This window comes from Nonomuraea sp. NPDC050540 (assembly GCF_044457485.1).
Classification (GTDB): domain Bacteria; phylum Actinomycetota; class Actinomycetes; order Streptosporangiales; family Streptosporangiaceae; genus Nonomuraea.
This window is the reverse complement of the sequence record NZ_JBITHA010000022.1, coordinates 120,050-139,539: the sequence shown is the minus strand read 5'-3', so window position 1 is coordinate 139,539 and position 19,490 is coordinate 120,050. Positions and strand designations below refer to the sequence as shown.

The 19,490-nt window shown below is 72.1% G+C and carries 15 protein-coding genes and 1 pseudogene; 10 read left to right on the top strand and 6 right to left on the bottom strand.

Annotation, left to right across the window (positions count from 1 at the left end; translation table 11 throughout):
- Nucleotides 1-9 precede the first annotated feature (9 nt).
- Entirely contained in the window at nucleotides 10-483 is a 474-nt protein-coding gene (locus tag ACIBI5_RS47060) for an Lrp/AsnC family transcriptional regulator (RefSeq protein WP_397257234.1), read from the bottom strand.
- A 204-nt stretch (nucleotides 484-687) separates the two neighbouring features.
- Here ACIBI5_RS47060 and ACIBI5_RS47055 point away from each other — a divergent pair, with 204 nt between their 5' ends.
- Nucleotides 688-2,031 carry a transaminase gene (locus ACIBI5_RS47055; protein ID WP_397257233.1) on the top strand — a complete coding sequence of 448 codons (1,344 nt, stop codon included), beginning with the start codon at nucleotides 688-690 and terminating at the stop codon, nucleotides 2,029-2,031.
- Here ACIBI5_RS47055 and ACIBI5_RS47050 read toward each other — a convergent pair whose 3' ends face one another.
- On the bottom strand, nucleotides 2,032-3,459 hold the full coding sequence (locus ACIBI5_RS47050; protein ID WP_397257231.1) for an MFS transporter: 1,428 nt from the start codon (nucleotides 3,457-3,459) through the stop codon (nucleotides 2,032-2,034). It lies immediately after the preceding gene.
- A 24-nt stretch (nucleotides 3,460-3,483) separates the two neighbouring features.
- Nucleotides 3,484-3,927, bottom strand: coding sequence for a MarR family winged helix-turn-helix transcriptional regulator (locus ACIBI5_RS47045; protein WP_397257229.1), 444 nt, complete (start codon nucleotides 3,925-3,927; stop codon nucleotides 3,484-3,486).
- Nucleotides 3,928-4,058: 131 nt separating this feature from the next.
- Here ACIBI5_RS47045 and ACIBI5_RS47040 point away from each other — a divergent pair, with 131 nt between their 5' ends.
- Genes ACIBI5_RS47040 through ACIBI5_RS47010 form a run of 7 tightly spaced genes read left to right on the top strand, consistent with a single transcriptional unit; the run spans nucleotide 4,059 to nucleotide 14,017 of the window.
- On the top strand, nucleotides 4,059-5,495 hold the full coding sequence (locus ACIBI5_RS47040) for an amidase (RefSeq protein ID WP_397257227.1): 1,437 nt from the start codon (nucleotides 4,059-4,061) through the stop codon (nucleotides 5,493-5,495).
- Complete coding sequence (locus ACIBI5_RS47035) at nucleotides 5,492-6,730, top strand: alpha/beta hydrolase family protein (RefSeq protein WP_397257225.1); 1,239 nt, start codon at nucleotides 5,492-5,494, stop codon at nucleotides 6,728-6,730. Before ACIBI5_RS47040 ends, ACIBI5_RS47035 begins: the two co-directional genes overlap by 4 nt.
- Nucleotides 6,731-6,757: 27 nt before the next feature.
- Nucleotides 6,758-8,125, top strand: coding sequence for an MFS transporter (locus ACIBI5_RS47030; RefSeq protein WP_397257223.1), 1,368 nt, complete (start codon nucleotides 6,758-6,760; stop codon nucleotides 8,123-8,125).
- Nucleotides 8,126-8,129: 4 nt separating this feature from the next.
- Nucleotides 8,130-8,873: an SDR family NAD(P)-dependent oxidoreductase gene (locus ACIBI5_RS47025; protein ID WP_397257221.1), complete on the top strand. Its 744-nt coding sequence runs from the start codon at nucleotides 8,130-8,132 to the stop codon at nucleotides 8,871-8,873.
- Nucleotides 8,874-8,893: 20 nt separating this feature from the next.
- Entirely contained in the window at nucleotides 8,894-10,147 is a 1,254-nt protein-coding gene (locus ACIBI5_RS47020) for an aminotransferase class V-fold PLP-dependent enzyme (protein ID WP_397257220.1), read from the top strand.
- Nucleotides 10,137-12,218, top strand: coding sequence for a hydantoinase/oxoprolinase family protein (locus ACIBI5_RS47015; protein WP_397257219.1), 2,082 nt, complete (start codon nucleotides 10,137-10,139; stop codon nucleotides 12,216-12,218). Before ACIBI5_RS47020 ends, ACIBI5_RS47015 begins: the two co-directional genes overlap by 11 nt.
- Entirely contained in the window at nucleotides 12,215-14,017 is a 1,803-nt protein-coding gene (locus ACIBI5_RS47010) for a hydantoinase B/oxoprolinase family protein (protein WP_397257218.1), read from the top strand. The genes ACIBI5_RS47015 and ACIBI5_RS47010 overlap by 4 nt, the downstream gene beginning before the upstream one ends.
- On the opposite strand, the gene ACIBI5_RS47005 is transcribed toward ACIBI5_RS47010, so the two are convergent.
- The gene (locus tag ACIBI5_RS47005) at nucleotides 13,996-14,298 is read right to left on the bottom strand and encodes a flavin reductase family protein (RefSeq protein WP_397257217.1); all 303 of its coding nucleotides are present in this window, start codon (nucleotides 14,296-14,298) and stop codon (nucleotides 13,996-13,998) included. The two genes, ACIBI5_RS47010 and ACIBI5_RS47005, sit on opposite strands and share 22 nt — an antisense overlap.
- 300 nt (nucleotides 14,299-14,598) lie before the next feature.
- On the opposite strand from ACIBI5_RS47005, the gene ACIBI5_RS47000 reads away from it, so the two are divergent.
- Complete coding sequence (locus ACIBI5_RS47000) at nucleotides 14,599-15,489, top strand: oxidoreductase (protein WP_397257216.1); 891 nt, start codon at nucleotides 14,599-14,601, stop codon at nucleotides 15,487-15,489.
- A gap of 42 nt (nucleotides 15,490-15,531) precedes the next feature.
- A pseudogene (locus tag ACIBI5_RS46995) lies at nucleotides 15,532-15,831 on the top strand (hypothetical protein); the annotation flags it as partial.
- A gap of 58 nt (nucleotides 15,832-15,889) precedes the next feature.
- Here ACIBI5_RS46995 and ACIBI5_RS46990 read toward each other — a convergent pair.
- Both ACIBI5_RS46990 and ACIBI5_RS46985 read right to left on the bottom strand, forming a co-directional pair.
- Complete coding sequence (locus ACIBI5_RS46990) at nucleotides 15,890-17,110, bottom strand: helix-turn-helix domain-containing protein (RefSeq protein ID WP_397257215.1); 1,221 nt, start codon at nucleotides 17,108-17,110, stop codon at nucleotides 15,890-15,892.
- Nucleotides 17,111-17,124: 14 nt separating this feature from the next.
- Entirely contained in the window at nucleotides 17,125-19,476 is a 2,352-nt protein-coding gene (locus tag ACIBI5_RS46985) for a S8 family peptidase (RefSeq protein ID WP_397257214.1), read from the bottom strand.
- Nucleotides 19,477-19,490 lie beyond the last annotated feature (14 nt).

The following is a 19,490-nucleotide window of genomic DNA, read 5'->3' as shown; positions in this document are numbered from 1 at the left end:
GCGTCTCCGTCACAGCGCGCCCCAGGAGTACGTGACCTTCTCGATCTTCATGTAGGTGAACAACTCCGTGCTGCGCACACCGGGAATGCGCCGGACGACGTCGTTCAGGATGGCCAGCAGTTCGCCCGAGTCGCGCCCGATGACCTCGACGAGGATGTCGTAGCGCCCGGAGGACAGCACCACGTACACGATCTGGTCGACGTCCGACAACGCCGCGGCGACCGCCCGCAGGTCCCCGTCCGCGTTGATCCCGATCATGGCCTGGACGTTGAAGCCCATCTTGAACGGCTCGGAGACGGCGACCACCTCGATGACGCCGCTGTCGAGGAGCCGTTGCACCCGCTGGCGTACGGCGGCGCGCGACAGCCCGACCTCCGGCCCCAGCTTGGAGTACGGCATGCGGCCGTCCACCTGGAGAACCCGGATGATCGACTTGTCGATCTCGTCGAGTTCGACCTGGTGTGCCCGGATGTCCTCGGCCACGCGGCGCCTCCCACGCTGATCTTTACTGCGGCGGGTCCCACCGTACGGCACCCGGCCGCCACGTCGGCCCCTCGATCGTATCGCTTCCCGATACCGAACATGGCGAGCGATTAGCTTGCTCAGACTTAAAGAGCCAACGAAAAGCTTGAAAACAGCGCGAACCGGTGTACAGAATGACTGTCTCATCCATAGGAGGCAGTCACGATGAGCGACCTGTTGAGCGAACTTCTGGCCAAGGAGCGGGCCGCCTACGCCGCCCGCAACCCCCGATCGCGCGCGGCGCACGAGCGCGCGGACCATCTGCTGGGCCGGGTGCCGATGACCTGGATGGCCAAGTCGGCGGCGGAGTTCCCGCTGTACCTGGATCGTGCCTCCGGGGCGCGGGTGTGGGACGCCGACGGCCATGAGCTCGCCGACTTCTGCCTGGGAGACACCGGGGCGATGGCCGGGCACTCGCCCCCGGCCACGGTCGAGGCGGTGAGCAGGCGCTACGCCCAGCTCGGCGGCGCCACCACGATGATGCCGACCGAGGACGCCGCGGCCGTGGCCGAGGAGCTGTCCCGGAGGTTCGGCCTCAGCCGGTGGAGCTTCGCCCTGACCGCCACCGACGCGAACCGGTGGGCGTTGCGGCTGGCCCGCGCGGTCACCGAGCGGCCGCGGGTGCTGGTGATGAGCTTCAGCTACCACGGCAGCGTCGACGAGTCGTTCATCGTGACCGGGCCGGACGGCCCGGTGTCGCGGCCGGGCAACGTCGGCGCGCCCTACGACGTCACGCGGACCAGCCGGGTGGTGGAGTTCAACGACGTGGAGGCGCTGGAGCGGGAGCTGGCTCCCTGCGACGTGGCCGCCGTGCTGATGGAGCCGGCCATGACCAACATGGGCATCGTCCTGCCGGAGCCGGGCTACCTGGCCGCGGTCCGCGAGCTGACCAGGCGGGCCGGGACACTGCTGATCAACGACGAGACGCACACCGTCTCGGCGGGACCGGGCGGCTGCACCAGGGCGTGGGGGCTGCGGCCCGACGTCGTGACCGTGGGCAAGGCGATCGCCGGCGGACTGCCCATCGGCGCCTACGGGCTGACCGGCGAGCTGGCCGAGCGGCTGCTGGGACGCGGCGACCTCGACCTGGTCGACACCGGCGGCGTCGGCGGCACGCTGGCCGGCAACGCGCTGTCGATGGCGGCGGCGCGGGCGACCCTCGGCGAGGTGCTCACCGAGGGCGCCTACGACCGGATGATCGCCCTGTCGGCCCGGTACACCGAGGGCGTCCAGCGGCTCATCGACACCCACGGGCTGCCGTGGGTGGTGACCCAGCTCGGCGCGCGCTCGGAGTACCGGTTCATGACGCCCGGGCCGCGCAACGGCACCGAGTCCTACCTGTCGACCGACGCCGAGCTTGAGGACTACCTCCACCTGTACCTGCTCAACCGGGGCGTGATGCTGACGCCCTTCCACAACATGGCCCTGATGTGCCCGGACACCACCGGGGCCGACGTCGATCTGCACCTGGAGATCCTCGGCGCCGCGGTCGCCGGGCTGACCGCCTGATCAGGTGCGCAGGGGGACCGCCCTGATCGCCAGCGCGGCCAGCAGGCTGACCACCGCCAGCCCGGCCGAGACGGCGAAGACGGTTCCCGTCGCCCCGGCATAGGCGTCCCGTACGGCCGGGCCGTACCCCTGGGCGGCGCCCACGGCGTGGGTGACGATCGCGCCCAGCACGGACATCCCCATCACCCCGCCGAGCGAGCGGAAGAACGACACCGACGCGCTCGCCGCGCCGACCCGGTCGGCGGGCGCGCTGTTCTGGACGGCGAGCACATAGTTCTGCATCACGACCCCGATGCCGAGACCGACGAGGATGGTCGATGCGACGACGTACCAGGTGGGCGGCCCCGAGCCGAGGACCGCCAGCAGCGCCAGGCCGGTGGCCAGCGCGGCGGAGCCGCCCACCAGAAAACCCTTCCAGCGTCCGAACCGGGTGATGAGATGACCGGAGCCGAGCGAGGCGAGCGTGGTGCTCACCATCATGGGCATGCACAGCAGCCCGGCCTCGGTCGGCGAGTAGCCGCGGGCGAGCTGGAAGTACTGGCTGATGAAGACGATCGAGCTGAACATGACCATCCCCACCGCCGAGCTCCCGGCGATCGCCAGCGCCGTGGTGCGCAGGCGCAGCAGGGACAACGGTACGACGGGGTCGGGGTGCCGCCGTTCGGCGAGGCAGAGAAGGACGCCGGCGACGAGCGTGCCCGCCAGGCACGCGGCGCTCTGCCAGGACCACCACGGGTAGGCGCGGCCGGCGAAGGTCACCCACACCGCGGGGGTCGTGGCGGTCACGGTGGTCAGCAGCGCGCCGAGGTAGTCGACGCGGGCCTCGCGCCGGATCCAGGGCACGCGCAGGTACCGGTTCAGGATGACCAGGCTCACGATCGCGAAGGGGACCACCACGAAGAAGCACCAGCGCCAGCCCAGCCAGGCGGTGTCGACGATCGCGCCGCCGATCAGCGGTCCGCACAGGGTGCCGAGGGCCATCACGGTGGCGATGTAGCCGCCGTAGCGCCCGCCCTGCCGCGGCGGGACGATGCCGGCCACGATGGCCTGGGCCGTCGCCAGCAACCCGCCCATCGCGACGCCCTGGACGGCGCGCATGCCGATGAGCATCTCGATGGTGGGGGACGTCCCGGCGGCCACCGACCCGGCGGCGAACAGCGTGAGCGCCACCTGAACGACCTTGCGCTTGTCGAACTGGTCGGCCAGCCGCCCCCACAGGGGGATGCTGACGGTCATCGTGAGCAGGGAGGTCGCCACGAGCCAGGTGTACTGCGCCTGGCTTCCGCCGAGCGCGGCCACGATCGACGGCACCGCGTTGGTGACGATCAGCGTGCTGGACACGGCGGAGAACAAGGCGAGCAGCAACCCGGCCAGTGCCTTCAGGATCTCGCGCTCGGACAGCCGGGAGGGGGGAGCATCTAGTTCCATGCTTTAACTATATGGACATACGCACTACTTGGCAGGACCGAAGTCCTTGTCCGCCTGACGTTCGAGCGCCTCCTCGAGCGCCTCGCTGTTGAGCACCTTGAGGACCTCCCGGGCGTCGCCGAGCACTTCCTGGAAGCGCTCAACGAGCAGGCGGTTCACGGTGTCCAGGACCTCGTGCCCATGCCGGGTGACGTCGAAGACCACGCCGCGCCCGTCGGAGGCCAGCCCTCCGCGCTCGATCAGGCCGCTCCTGACCATGCCGTTGGTGAGGGCGGAGATGGCCGGCCGGCTGACGGCCGTGTACCTGGCCAGCTCGTAGGCCCGCTGCCGGCCGGCCGCCGCGCTGGTCAGGGCCCGGTACTGCGGCATGGTCAGACCGCCCTCCTCGCACGCCTGCTGGGCGATGCGGGCCAGGCGGACGATCGTCCGGACGGCGGCGAGCAGGTCGGCGTCCATACCCTTGTCCATGTCTCTCCTTCACACTGCGTCCTTGATCGGCCACAGCCTAATTGAATGGATTGAGGCGCTCCGCCCCATTGCGTACGACGAGAAAGTGGCTACACTCCCCATATGATTAAAGCACTTAACTACTTCTGGCCATGGGCGGCCGAGTAGCGCCCGACGGCCTGGACGCACTGGCCCAGGCCGAGCTCGTCCGCACCGGCCAGGTCACCCCGGCCGAACTCCTGGACGACACGATCGACCGCATCGGGAAGACGAACCCGGCGATCAACGCGGTCGTCACCACGATGTACGACGAGGCCCGCGCGACGCTGGCCGCCCCGCTGCCGGAAGGGCCGTTCACCGGCGTGCCGTTCCTGCTGAAGGACGGCGGCGGCGTGGCCTACGCGGGCGTTCCGATGACCTCCGCCAGCAGGTTCCTGGCCGGCTACGTCCCCGACCGGGACGGCGAGCTCACCCGCAGGTACAAGGCCGCCGGGCTCGTCGTCTGCGGCAAGACCAACCTGCCCGAGTTCGGGCTCCAGCCGACCACCGAACCGGAGCTGTTCGGCCCCACCAGGAACCCCTGGGACCCGGACCTGTCGGCCGGCGGCTCCAGCGGCGGCGCCGCCGCGGCGGTCGCGGCCCGCATGGTCACGATGGCCAACGCCAGCGACAGCGGCGGGTCCATCCGGGTGCCGGCCTCGTGCTGCGGCGTGTTCGGCATGAAGCCGACCCGGCTGCGCATCGCCTCCGCACGCCGGCGGGCCGGGGTCTCCATGCGCATCGCGGTGCTGAGCGAACACGCGATCACGCTCAGCGTCCGCGACTGCGCGGCCCTGCTCGACGCCACCGCCGGACCGCTGCCCGGCGACCCGTTCGTCGCACCCCCGCCACCGCGCCCCTACCTGGAGGAGACCAGAACCGACCCCGGCAGGCTGCGGATCGTCTTCACCAGGGAGCCGCTCCTCGGCGCGCCGCTCCACCCGGACGCCGTCGCGGCCGTGGAGGACGCGGCCCGCCTGTGCGAAAGCCTCGGCCACCACGTGGAGGAGGGCACGCCCCGGCTGGACTCCGACCTCGCCAGGCCGTTCACGACCGTCTCCGCGGGCGGTCTGGCCTGGGACATCGCCCACCTCGAACGCGTCACCGGCAAGAAGGCCCGGCCGGAGGACTTCGAGGCGGCCACCTGGGCCATGATCGAACAGGGCCGGTCCGGCTCGACGAGCCTGAGCGCCTACATGGACGCCCTGGCCGAGTTGCAGACCCTGTGCGACGACCTGGCCGCCTTCCAGGCGCCCTACGACCTCTGGCTCACGCCCGCCACCGCCGCCCCGGCCCCGCCGCTCGGCGCGTTCGCCACCGGCGGCCTCGCCCTCATGGGCGCCTTCCTGCAGTTCACCACGCTCATCAACATCACCGGCCAGCCGGCCGTGTCGATCCCCCTCTACTGGAACGCCGCCGGGATCCCTCTCGGCGCCCACTTCGTCGCGCCCTACGGCGACGAAGGCATGCTCTTCCGTCTCGCCGCCCAGCTCGAGGCCGCGCGCCCCTGGGCCGCGCGGGCTCCCCACCAAGCAGAGAGGTTCTCATGACGACGTCCACCGACACCCGGCCCAATCCGTACTTCCCCGGCGACCACTGGACCTCCCACGTGTTCATCGGCAACGAGGTGATGGACGACCAGCTCAAGCACACGCTCGGCATGATGTTCTTCGGCATGTCCGACCTCGGCGAATGCCTGGAGGCCGCGGGGAAGATCCGGGTCGACGACGAGGAGAGCTGGGTCACGGCCTGGTCCGACGTGGCCTCGCGGCTGCAGCAGCGGGCCGAGGCGGCCGAGCGCAAGGGCCGGCTGGTCAGCGCCGCCGGCGCCTACCTGCGGGCCTCGACGTACTGGCGCACCTCGCTGCTGCACTTCAGCTTCCCCGACGACCCCAGGGTCAGGGCGAACGCGGTCGCGGCCTACGCCTGCTACGACCGCTACCTCGAGCTGTCGGACTATCCGGGGCAGCTGCTCAAGATCCCCTACCAGGACAGCTTCCTGCCCTCCTACCTCTACCGTTCCCCGCTGGCCAAGGGGCCGGCGCCCCTGCTGATCTTCTTCCAGGGGCGTGACGCCTGGGCGGAGGACACCCGCTGGGTCTACGACAACGCGATCCGCCGCGGTTACCACTGCCTCGCCGTACAGGGACCGGGGCAGGGCGCGGCGCTGCGGGTGAACAACCTCCACTTCCGCCACGACTGGGAGAACGTCGTCTCCCCCATCGTGGACGTGGCCGAGAAGCTCGACGGCGTCGACCGCGAGCGCATCGGCCTCATGGGACTGAGCTTCGGCGGCTACCTCGCGCCCCGGGCGGCGGCGTTCGAGTCCCGGCTGAAGGTGTGCGTGGCCAACCCGGGCGTGCTGAAGTGGGGCGCCTCCATCAAGGAGAACCTGCCGGAGGCGCTCAGCCACGCCCTGGAGGAGGGACCCGGCGCGTTCAACGCCGCCGCGGGCGCCCTCTGCGAGGCCTCCCCGCTGGCCGAGTGGTTCATCCGCGACGCCTCCTGGAAGCACGGCGTGCAGACACCGTACGAGCTGTTCAAGGAGCTCGACGCCTGCGACCTGACCGACGTGGCCGGGCAGATCACCTGCCGCACGCTGGTCATGGACGGCGCCGAAGAGCGGTTCTCCGCGGGACACGCCGAGCAGCTCTACGACGCGCTGACCTGCCCGAAGGACTTCCTGCTCTTCGACACGACCTCGACCGCGCAGCTGCACTGCCAGACCGGCGGGACCGCGACGGCGGCCGAGTTCACCTTCGACTGGCTGGACGAGCACCTCTAACGGCGCCCTGAAGGAAGAGGGCGACACATGACCGCCGCCGATGTGCCGGATTCGTCCGAACCCGTCGTCCTGCCGGACGACCTGCTGCCCGGTGCCGAAGCCACGGAGCCGGGACTGCTCGACACACTCCGCCACGGCGGCTGGTCGATCTGCGCGACCGCCATCCCGCTCGTGGCCCTCGAACAACTCACCCGCGAGGCGACCACCACGCTCGCGCCGGACATCAGGGACTACTTCGGCATCTCCGCCGCCTTCCTCACCGCGATGGCCGGGCTGGCGGGCGTCGCGCTGACGGTCGGCGGCATCCCCATGGCGTGGCTGGCCGACCGGGTCAACCGCAAGCATCTCGTGGTCGCCTCCGGCGCGCTGGGCACGTTCGCGCTGACACTGGCCGGCCTGGCGCAGGACACCTGGCAACTGCTCGTCGCCTACCTGCTGACCGGCGTCGCCGCCGCGTACTCCAACCCGGTCTTCCTGTCGATGTTGTCCGACGCCTACCCGGTTCAGGGGCGCGGCCGGATCCTGTCGCTGCACGCCATGGCCACTCCGCTGGGACAGGCGCTGGGCCCGGCCCTGGCCGGCGGGGTCGCCGGGCTGGTGGGCGGACCGCAGGCGTGGCGGTGGGCCTACTTCGCACTGGCCGTGCCGTACGCGCTGGCCGCCCTCGCCGCGGCCGTCTTCCTGAGGGAGCCCGGCCGCGGCCGGGCCGAGCACCAGCCGTTCTCCGGTACGGCGGGCCCGCCGGTCGGGATCACGCAGGCGTTCCGCCAGATGATGCGGGTGAAGACCTTCGTCCACATGTGCGTGGGCATCGGCGTCCTGGGCCTGGCGCTGGCCACGCTCCCTCTCCAGATGTCGATCCTGCTGGGCGACGAGTACGGGTTCGACGCCTCCGCCCGCGGCGTCGTCTTCTCCCTGGCCCAGATCCCGGTCATCGCCGCGATGATCATCACCGGGCACCACTTCGACCGTTCCTACCGGCGCCATCCCGAACGGATCATGCACCTGGCCGGCTTCGCCATGCTCGCCTTCGGCGTGCTCGTCCTGGCCGGCGTCTGGTTCCCCTCGGTCTGGCCCCTGCTCACCTTCTACGTGCTGGCCTGCATGTGCAGCGGCGTCGCCCTCACCGCGGTCAACCCGCTGATCGCCTCGGTCACCCCGCCCCGGGTGCGGACCCAGGCGTTCGCGATCCTGCCGGTGTTCACCTTCCTCATGGGCGGCTTCCTCGGGTCCGTCTTCGCCGGATTCGTCGCCGACTCCTTCGGGCCGCGCATGGCGCTGACGGTGGTCATGCCGATCTCGGCGTTCGCCGCCGGATACGTGTTCCTCCACAGTGCCCGCTTCCTGCGGCCGGACATCGCCGCGGCGCTGTCCGAACTCACCAGAAAGGCGTGACAGCATGTTCGACCTGTCAGGCAAGGTCGCCGTGGTCACCGGCGCCAGCTCCGGCATCGGGGCGGAGATCGCCCGCGCGGCCGGCGCGGCGGGCGCCCGCGTGGTCCTGGCCGGCCGCTCCGAGTCCCGGCTGGAGGAGGCCGCGAAGGCGGTGACCGCCGCCGGGGCCGACGCGGCCACCGTGGCCGTGGACCTGCGCGCCGACGACGCGCCCGAGGCGATCGTCGCGGCGGCGCTGGCCCGGTTCGGCCGGATCGACGTCCTGATCCACTCGGCCGGCATCTACACCCAGGCATCCCTGGCGGAGACCACCGACGAGGTGTTCGACGACCAGTGGACGATCAACGTGCGGGCGCCCTTCCGGCTCACCCGGGCGGTCCTGCCCCACCTCGGCCACGGCGCCTCGATCATCTTCGTCTCCTCCATGTCAGGACATGTCGGCTCGCCCGGCGACAGCGCGTACTGCGCCTCCAAGGGCGCCGTGGAGCTCATGGTCAAGGCCCTGGCCACGGAGCTGGCGCCGGCGGGGATCCGGGTCAACGCGGTCGCGCCGGGAAACGTGCACACCCCGATCAACCGGGAGCTGATCACCACCGAGGTGGAGCGGGAGATCGTGGCCGCCACCCCGGCCGGGCGCATCGGGCTGGTGCACGACATCAGCCCGGCGGTCGTGTTCCTGGCCTCCGACGCCGCGGCGTACGTGGTCGGCGCGAGCCTGCCCATCGACGGCGGCTTCATCGCCCAGTAGCTGATTTCTAGGAGTTTGGCATGACCCGTTTTCCCAGTGGCGTCGGATCCGCCGACTGGCACCGCGAACTCGACCGGCTGGAGCTGGTCTCCCGATTCCCCGAGACCGCGCGCAACCTCTTCGACGAAGGCCCGCACCTGGTCTCGACACCCGATCTGCCCTGGGGAGACGCGGTCCGCGAGGCGTCGGTGGAGGCGTATCGCCGCTTCATCCACGGTGAAACCTGGATCACCGGGGGCGGCGCGCGCGAGATGGAAGCCGAGATCGTGCGGTGGATGGGCCGCCTGCTCGGCGCCGAGGAACCGGCCGGTTTCGTGACGTCCGGCGGCTCGGAGTCCAACATGTGCGCCATCCTGACCGCCAGGCAGCTGTCCGGGCGCCGTACCGGAAGCGTCGTCTATCCCGACAACGGCCACTACTCCCTGCCCAAGCTGTGCGCGATGTTCGGCCTCGACCCGGTGCCCGTCCCCGCTCCCGCCGAGGGGCTGCACCTGGTGGACCCGGCCGCGATCGAGGCGGCGATCCGCCCGGACACCATCGCCCTGATCGCGACCGCCGGCACGTGGGCGTACGGCAGCGTCGACCCGATCGAGGCGATGAGCGAGATCGCGCGCAGGCGGGGCCTTTACCTCCACGTCGACGGCGCGTTCGGCGGCTACATCCTGCCCTTCCTGGAGCGTTCCGGCTACGACCCCGGCATCCCGCCCTGGGACTTCCGCCTGCCCGGCGTGTGCTCGATCAGCGCCGACCTGCACAAGAACGGCATGGCCCCGCCGCCGGCCGGGACGTTGTTCTTCCGTGACACCTCCCTGCTCGCCGCGGCGAAGGAGATCTGCCCGCCCAACGGCACGATGTCCGGCACCCGCGGCACCGGGCCCATCGCGGGCGCCTGGACCATGGTCAAGCTCCTGGGCGAGGCCGGGTACACCGCCGTCTCCCTGGCGTCGATGGCCATGCGCGACGAACTGGCCGCGGGCGTGGGCGAGATCGACGGCCTGAGCGTGTATCCCGGGTCGCGGATCAACATGTCGCTCATCCACTCCGGCACCCTGGACCTGCGGCCGGTGGCCGACGAGCTGCGGGCGCGCGGGTGGATGTTCGCCGCCCGCGCGGTGCCCGCCCCGGTCGGCATCGTCGTGGTGCCCATGCCGCACAACCATGGGCAGATCCCCCACTTCCTCGACGATCTCCGCGATGCGGTACGGCTGGCCGTACCGCTGAACGGCGACGCGGACGAGGCCGAGCGAGAGAGCGTGTCCAGCTATGGCTTCTGAAGCCTCCCTGCGGGTGTCGGTGGACATCGGCGGGACCTTCACCGATCTGGTGGTGGAACGCGAGGCCTGCCTGCGCCTGTTCAAGTCGCCGACGGTGCCGGACGACCCGGTGCTCGGCATCCTGAACGTCCTGGGCATGGCCGCGGCGGCCGACGGCCTGCCGCTGGAGGCGTTCCTCGGCCGGGTGGAGACGTTCGTGCACGCCACCACCCGCGGCCTGAACGCCGTCCTCACCGGCACCACGGCCCGGACGGCGCTGCTCACCACCGCCGGTCATCCGGACATCCTGCTGCTGCGCGAGGGCGGCAGGCGGGACCCGTTCGACTTCACCACGCCCTTCCCCGAGCCGTACGTCCCCCGCTCGCTCACCTTCGAGGTGGACGAACGCGTCTCGGCCACCGGCGCGGTCCTGCGGCCGCTCGACGTGGCGGAGCTGGAACGCACCTGCGACCGGCTGATCGAGGCGGAGATCGAGGCGGTCGCGGTCTGCCTGCTGTGGGCCACGGTCAACCCCGAGCATGAACGGGCCGTGGGCGAGGTGCTCCGGCGCCGGCTGCCCGGGGTGCCGCACACGCTCTCCCACGCGCTCAACCCGTCCCTGCGCGAGTACCGCCGGGCCTCCTCGGCGGCCATCGACGCCTCGCTCAAGCCGTTGATGAGCGCCTACTTCGACGGGCTCACCGCACGGCTGCGCGCGGCCGGGCTGACGGGCCGGGTTCTGATGGTCACCTCCGTCGGCGGCGTCGCCGACGTGGACGACGCCATCGCCATGCCGATTCTCACGATCAACTCGGGCCCGTCGATGGCGCCGGTGGCCGGGCGCGCCTACGCCTTCACCGATCTGGGCGCGGACGAGGTGATCGTCGCGGACGCGGGCGGCACCACCTACGACGTGACGCTGGTGCGCAAGGGCGAGATCCCCTCGACCCGCTCGGCGTGGGTGGGCGCCGAGGGCACCGGGCACATGACCGGCCTGGCGTCCATCGACGTCAAGAGCGTCGGCGCGGGCGGCGGCAGCATCGCCTGGGTGGACTCCGGCGGCCTGCTGCACGTCGGTCCGCACAGCGCGGGCTCGGTGCCGGGCCCCGCCTGCTACGGGCGCGGCGGCACCGCGGCCACGGTGACCGACGCCGCGCTGGTGCTGGGCTACCTGGACCCGGACTCCTTCTCCAACGGCTCGATGACCCTGGACCCGGCCGCCGCCGTGGCCGCGGTCACCCGGGACGTCGCCGGGCCGCTCGGGCTCGATCCGGTCGGCGCCGCCCAGGCGATCCTGGAGCTGACCACCGAGCAGATGGTCCGCGCCATCGAGGAGATCACGCTGCAGCAGGGCATCGATCCCGGCCGCGCCGTCCTGGTCGGCGGGGGCGGCGCCGCCGGGCTCAACGCGGTCGCGGTGGCGAGCCGCCTGGGCAGCCGCAGCCTGGTCGTCCCCGCGGTGGGCGCCGCCCTCGCCGCGGCGGGCGCGCTCATGTCCGACCTCACCGCGGTGTACTCCGCCACGGTCCCGGCCGTGACCAGCTCCTTCGACACCGGGAAGGTCAACCTCGCGCTCGCCGGCCTGCTCGGCCGCTGCCGGGAGTTCGTCGCCAGGATGCCGGGCTCCGGCGCCTCCATCACCCTGTACGCCGAAGCGCGCTACCCGCAGCAGATCTGGGAGCTGGAGGTGCCGTTGCGGGTGCGCGCCTTCGAGCCCGGCGACGTCGGGGAGTTCGAGACCGACTTCCACGCCATGCACCGGCAGATCCTCGGCATCAGCGACGAGGCCTCGCCGGTGGAGGTGGTGAGCTGGGACGCGAGGGTACGCGTCGCGCTGCCCGGCTCCGGGGGCACGCTGACGACCCGGCTCACCGATCCGCGGCGGCCGTCGGTACGGCGGGCCTTCGTGACCGGTCACGGCATGGCCGACGTTCCCGTACGGCCCCTGGCCACGATCGCGCCGGGCGAACGGGTGCCGGGACCGGTGCTCATCGAGTCGCCGTTCACCACGGTGGTGATCGCCGACACCATCAGCACGGCGGAGCTGGGCCCCTCCGGCTCCCTGATCATCAACAGAGGTGACGCCGCATGACCAGTGTGGAAGCGCCAGCGCCGGGCCGTACCGGGGAGAGGCTGGACGGAGCCCGGCTCGCGGTGCTCAGCCACCGCTTCGAGGCCATCGTGCGCCGGATGTCGAACACTCTTGCCCGGTCGGGACGCTCCGGCGTGCTGAACACCGCCAGGGACTTCTCCTGCTGCGTGCTCACCGCGGCCGGCGAGGTGCTGATGACCGGCGACAGCCCGCCGATCCACGTGATGGGCGGCCCGGACCTGCAGGCCCGGTCGATGCTGGAGTTCTATCCCCGGCCCCGGGCCGGTGACGCCTTCCTGCACAACTCGCCCTACCACGGCAACACGCACGCGGCCGACCACTCCATCCTCGTGCCGGTCATGGACGACGACGGCGTGCACCGCTTCACCGTGCTGGCCAAGGCCCACCAGGCGGACTGCGGCAACTCGGTGCCCACCACCTACATGGCCAGCGCCCGCGACGTGTACGAGGAGGGGGCGCTGATCTTCCCGGTCGTCCGGGTGCAGGACGCCTACGCCGACTGCGCGGACATCCTGCGCATGTGCGAGATGCGCATCCGGGTGCCCGAGCAGTGGCGCGGCGACTACCTCGCGGTCCTGGGCAGCGCCCGCATCGGTGAACGCGCGCTGCTCCAGCTCGCCGACGAGGTCGGCTGGGACACGCTGACCGGATTCGCCCGCGACTGGCTCGACTACGGCGAAGCCCGCATGGAGGCGGCGATCCGCGCGCTGCCCGCCGGCGTGGCCACCACCGCGACCCGGCACGATCCCTTCCCCGGCGTGCCCGACGGCGTGCCGATCCAGGCCACGGTCGCCGTCCGGCCGGAGGCGGGCATCATCGAGGTCGATCTGCGCGACAACCCCGACTGCGTGCCGTCCGGCCTGAACCTCAGCGAGGCGTCCTCGCGTACGGCGGCGCTCATCGGCGTGTTCAACAGCATCGACCACACCGTCCCGCACAACCAGGGCAGCTTCCGCCGCGTGCGGGTGCGCCTGCGCGACAACTGCGTCGTCGGCATCCCCCGCCACCCCTTCAGCTGCTCGGTGGCCACCACGAACCTGGCCAACCGGGTGGGCAACATCGTCCAGCGCGCGATGGCCGAGATCGGGGCGGACATGGGGCTGGCGGAGGTCGGCTCCGGCATGTCGCCGTCCGAGGCCGTCGTGTCCGGCACCGACGAGCGTACCGGCGCCCCCTTCGTCAACCAGATCTTCATCGGCCCCAACGGCGGCGCCGGCGGACCGGCCGCCGACGGCTGGCTGACCATGAGCGACCTGGGCAGCGGTGGCACGCTGCTGCTGGACAGCGTGGAGATCGACGAGCTCAAACAGCCGATCGTCATCCACCGGCGGCGGCTGGCGCCCGACACCGAAGGAGCGGGCCGGCATCGCGGCGCCCCGGGCCTGGAGGTCGAGTACGGCCCGCTCGGCGGCACGATCGCGGCCATCTACGCCAACGACGGCTCGATCAACCCGATGATGGGCGCCAGAGGCGGCCTGCCCGGCGCGCCCTCGGCCCAGCTCAAGCGGGAGCGCGACGGGACACTGCGCCCGGTGGACATCTGCGGCCCTGTCCACGTCGAGGACGGCGAGCGGCTGCTCGCCCGCACGAGCGGAGGCGGCGGGTACGGTCCCCCGCACACCCGCGCGCCCGGGGCGGTCGCCCGCGACGTGCGCGAGGGCTGGATCACGGCGGCGCGGGCACGCGAGGTCTACCTGGTCGCCCTCGACGCCGACGGTCACCCGGACCCGGACGGCACGGCCCGCCTGCGCGCCCGTCAGGCGTCCTCGACGGCGTAGAGGGTTCCTCGACGGGCTAGAGGGCGGAGAGTTCCAGGCGGGAGGATGTCGACCTCGAAGTGGTCGGCGGCGCCCAGCTGGGGCCAGGTGGCAGAGGAAAGGTCCACGGAGAAGGAGACCAGGGGTGGTTCGAGGCTGACGGAGGAGAAGGACGTGGTGGTGAGGCCGACGGGCAGGCCGTCGCTCTGGGCGGTGATGACCACGACGCCGCCGGCGTGCACGGCCGGCGCCCGCCTGAACTGGTCGGCGGCGATGGAACGGCCGGGCAGCGGGTCGGTCATGCGGGCGAGCTCGTTCTGTCGGGGTGACCGAAGGTGGGCGTTGGCTTGACCACGAGGGATTCCTCACGAGAGTGGGCATGCTCGCGCAGGGGGACGCGGAGAAGGAGGAGTCGTCGGTGAGGTGGCTACAGGTCCGTGATCAGCGACACCGGGCGCTGGCGACGTGACCGTGGTCGACGTGCGAGCGCCTGGTCAGCGGGAAACCCTGGCTCATACCAGCGACGCTAGGCCGGGATCCCCTTAAGTTCAATATTTCCTACTTGTTTATAGGGTTATATCCCTGTCTGCTTTGCTGTCGCCATGACCACAGCACGCACGCCAGACGCCAGGTCTGCCGGACACCTCACGATCGGCGGCGACCTCGACCTCACCCGGATCGGCTATGGCTCCATGAAACTGACCGGCTGGCCGCAGGGCGCCCGGCGGCCGGATCACGACACCGCGCTCGCCGTCCTGCGTCGTGCGGTGGAGCTCGGGGTCGGCCACCTCGACACCAGCTACTACTACCGCCGCGACGGTGTGGCCGCCAACGACCTCATCCGCGAGGCGCTGCACCCGTACCCGGCCGGCCTGGTGATCGCCACCAAGGTCGGGCCGATCATGGAAGGCGAGGAGGACCGCGCGCCCGGCACGCGCGTCGGGCTCACCCCCGACGGGCTGCGCCGCGCCGTCGAGGCGAACCTGTCATCGCTGGGAGTCGACCGGCTCGACCTGGTGAACCTGCGGATGGACGGCGCCGTCACACCCGAGGAAGGCTCCATGGAGCCGGCGCTCGAGACGCTGTCCGGCCTGCGGGACGAGGGAATGATCCGGCACCTCGGCATCTCTAACGTGTCAGCGCCCCAGCTGGCCCAGGCGCAGGCCATCGCGCCGATCGTGTGCGTGCAGAACCTGTACAACGTCGGCCGCCGCCGGCACGAGGCCATGGTGGACTCCTGCGCGCGGGCCGGGATCGCGTTCGTACCGTTCTTCCCCATCAGCGAGTTCGACGAGGCCGTGACCGCGCGCCTGGCCAAGGTCGCCGCCCGGCACGACGCGACCGTGCCGCAGGTCGCGCTGGCCTGGCTCCTGGCCCGGTCGCCGTCGATCCTGGTGATACCGGGCACCGGGTCGGTCGCGCACCTGGAGGAGAACATCGCCGCCGCAGATCTGCGGCTGAAAGCCGAGGACCTCGCCGAACTGGCCGGCTAGTTGTTCCGTCCTCAGAGGTTGGGTACGCGGCTGGCCGCCGCGGTGGTGATTGTAGGTGTGGAGCCATTGCGGGAGTGCTTGGCGGCGTTCGGTCCTGGCGGGCATGGAGGGCGGGGTCCAGCCGGCGTGCCTGACCATCTAACCCAGGGCCAGGGCCGAAGGCATGCAGGGAGCGGAGTGCAGTACCCGCGGCTGCGTGCCATCCTGGCCCCGCACGAGGAGGCGGCCCGCGAGCAGATGCGCGCCTTCCTGGAACGGGCCGGAGCGCCCGGCCCGCGGGCGCGCGCCCGCGACTACGTGGCCCGCGTCGACGGCCTCATCTTCGACCGCCTCATGGGCGGCGCCGACGCCCCGGAGCCGCCGCCGCGCCTCCCAGGACCGCATGGACCGTCCCGGCGCCTCAACCTTCGGTCTGCTGACCGACGACCTCGGCACCTGCCACGCCCTCGCCGTCACCGCCGGCGCGACCGAGGCCGTCCCCCCGCACGACCCCGACGGCATGCCCCGCTGCTCGGCCGTCCGCGACCCGAGCGGCAACTGGATCTGGCTCTACCAGGCCTGACGGGAGGTCCTGGTGCTCGATCAGGTAGGCCATGGCCAGCGTTTCCACGAGTTCGGCCGGGCCGTCGCGCAGGCCCAGCACGTTGAACGCCCATACCGCCTGGGCCCGTGCCGCCTCCCGGCCGGCCCATCGGCGCCGGTCGGCGAGGAGGCCGGCGATCGTGAGCGACGGGCGCACGATGAGCTGTTCGGCCGCCACACGCAGGTTCAGCGGGAGATATCCGCACTGCCGTGTCAGGCGGGCGGCGGCCTCGGGTTCCGCGGCGACGCGTCCGGCACCGGCGGCGGCCGCCAGCAGATCGGCGGATTCGGCGGCGGTGAGCGGGCTCAGGGCCAGGTGGTGGGCGCCGTCGCGGGCGACCAGACCGCCCAGGCGGTGCCGGCTGGTGACCAGGACGAGGCATCCGGCGTTGCCGGGCAGCAGGGCGCGGACCTGGTCGGTGGTGGCGGCGTCGTCCAGCAGGACGAGCAGGCGCCGCTCGCCGATCAGGCTGCGCAGCAGGGCGGCCCGCTCGCCCACCTCGGCGGGCAGGTGCCGCAGGTCCGGGGCGAGCGCACGGAGGAAGCGGGCCTGCGCTTCTGCGGGCGGCATCGGGCCGGCGCCGGAACCGCGCAGGTCGACGTGCAGCTGGCCGTCCGGGAACCGGCCGGCCACGCGGTGCGCGAAGTGCACCGCCAAGGCGCTCTTGCCGACGCCGGCCACTCCGTCGATCACCGCGATCGCGACGGCGTCGCCCGCGTCCGGCACGAGGGCCGCCAGGCGGGCGAGCTCGGAGGAACGGCCGGTGAAGCCCGCCACGTCATGCGGCAACTGGGCCGGGCGCCGCCACGCGGGCGGATCGGCCACGGCCAGTTCCCACAGCGCCACCAGCCGCGCGGTGTCCCCGCGGCACGCCTGGCTGATGGCCTCGACGGCCTGCCGGGAGGGCAGCAGCTTGCCGTTGAGGTAGCGCTCCAGTGAGGACTTGCTGCAGTGCGTACGCGCCGCCATCTGGACCAGCCCCAGACCGGAGGCGGCCTTGAGAACACGCAGTTCCGCCGCGAGTCTGCGGCCGTGCAACCCGTCCACCACTTCTAGGCCCTCGCGAAGTGGGCGTAGGCATCGACGTCGACACTCACCTGTCCGGTCCCCTCGTTCTTCAGCACCACCGACCCGTCGGCGCGCACGGCGGCGGTGGTGAAGCCGACGGCGTCCTTGCCCGCCGGATACGCGACCACCCGCGAGGTCGCGGGCCCGCTCTGCGGCACCACCGAGACGACCCCGGCCGCCGCGCCCCTGGCGGCGACGGTCAGCCCGACCGCCGTGACGCCGGCGAACCGCAGCGTCCTGGTGCCGCCCGCCGGAATCTCCAGCGCCCTGGCCGCGGGCGCAGGGCGGATCGCCTTGACGACCGAGGCCCGTTGCCCGGCGGTGTAGTAGCCGGCGACGTCCACGGAGATCTCGACGTTGTCGAAGCCGAGGTTGTGCACGTTGATCTTCCCGTCGGGGCCGGGCCTGACGATCGTGTGGAACTGCGTGGCGACGCCCGCCGGGTAGTCGGCGTTGGCCTCGGCGGGGAAGGCGTCACCGGCGGCGTAGACACGCATCGTGCCCGTCGAGGGGCTCTTCAGGATGACCGTGAGCGCGACCTGGGCCACGCCGGTCGCGGGCAGTCCGGGCATGGCGGCGGTGGACAGCTGGTGGTTGCCCCACGCGGGGACGACGGTGCGGTCGGCCACCCGCGCCGGCGTGATCGGGACGTAGGTGCCGCCCACGAAGGCCGCCGCGCGGTCGAGAGTGTGACCGTGCGCGTCGAGCGTCACCCTGACCGCACCCGTGCCGCGGTTGACGACCTTGACCTTCCCGTCCGCGCCGACCCTGGTGATGATCATCGTGGACGCGAAGCGGGTGTGGTCGTAGGCGAGGACCTTTCCGTCCGGTTCCTGCTCGTTCGAGGCGTGTACGGCCAGCGCCCCCGACCCGAATCCCTCGCCCTTGGCGCTGACGTTGAGCGAGATGGCCCGCAGACCTTCGGCAGGCAGTCCGGCCACGCCCGCGACCTGAACGGCCATAGCGGAGTTCGCGCTGATCTGGACGTTGTCCAGGAGCCTGCCGCGGGAGTGGAAGTACTGGTCGGGTCCCGGCCGGGGCGTCGCGTCCAGGGCGGCGTCATCGAGCTGGAGGCGGGGCGTGGTGGCGCCCGGATAGCTGATGGCCCGCCCGCTCTCCTTCAGCCTGGCCTCCAGAGCGGCGGGGCCGAGCCCGGGGAAGGCCTGGCCCAGGACGGCGAGCGCGCCGGAGACGTGCGGGGCGGCCATGGAGGTGCCGCTCATCGGCGCCCAGCCGTTCCCCGGCACCGAGGAGATGATGTCGCTGCCCGGGGCGAGGAGGTCCAGGAGCGGGCCGCGGTTGCCGAAGGAGGACAGGGTGTCGGCGTCGGTGGTGCTGCCCACGGCGATCGCCGAGGACACGCAGGCCGGAGCGGTGATCGCGTCCGGGTAGGCGTCGTTGCCCGCGGCGACCACCGTGGCGACGCCCGCGGCGAGCAGGGTGTCGATGACGGCCTTGCGGGGGTCGCCGTCGCAGGGTGCGGTGTGCCGGCCGGCGCCCAGGCTCAGGTTGGCCGCGACGATGGGCAGCGTCTGCTTCAGCGCCTGGACCTTCTCCAGCCCGGCGAGCTGGGCGCTGGGGAAGCTGAGCACGCATGGCGCGCGGCCGGAGCCGCAGAAGTCGTCGGAGTCGAACCTGCTGAAGATCTGGATGGCCACGATGCCCGCTCCGGGCGCCACACCGCTGCCGTCGTCGCCGTCGAGCCCCTCGCCGTCACCGGCGACGATCCCGGCCACGTGCGTACCGTGCGAGCAGTCGAGCAGTTCGTCGGCGCACTGGCCGCTCTCGGCGTCGGCGGAACCCGCGCCCTCCTGCCGGGCGGCGCCGTTCGGGCACAGGCTGGAGGCGGAGTAGTCGAAGTCGGCGGGCGAGAAGCACGCCTCCGCCACGACCCGGCCGCCCAGGAACGGATGCCCGGCGGCGACCCCGGTGTCCAGCACGGCCACGACGCCGCCCGCGCCGGTCAGCCCGGCCGCCCTGGTGCGGTCACCGCCGATCAGCGGAACGCTCCGCCCGAGAACCGGAGGCGCCGGCCGGTCCTCGGACACGCTGACCACGCCCGGCAGGCCGGTCAGCCGCCGGAGCCCAGCCTGGCCGGTACGCAGGGTGACCACGGGCAGGCGCGCCAGCGTCTGGAGCACCTGCCCGGTCCCGGACGCGGCGGCCAGATCGGCGCGTTCCCTCGTCACCACGTTGACCCGCAGCTCGGCTCCCGCGGCGAGCCGCGCGGCCAGTCCCGGCTCCACCCACGGTCGCGCCGCCGCGTTCGACGTGCCGGCCGCCACGGTGATCGAGGACAGCAGGAACGCCACCGCGACGATGGCTAATCGCCTCATGAGCCTCTCCTTCG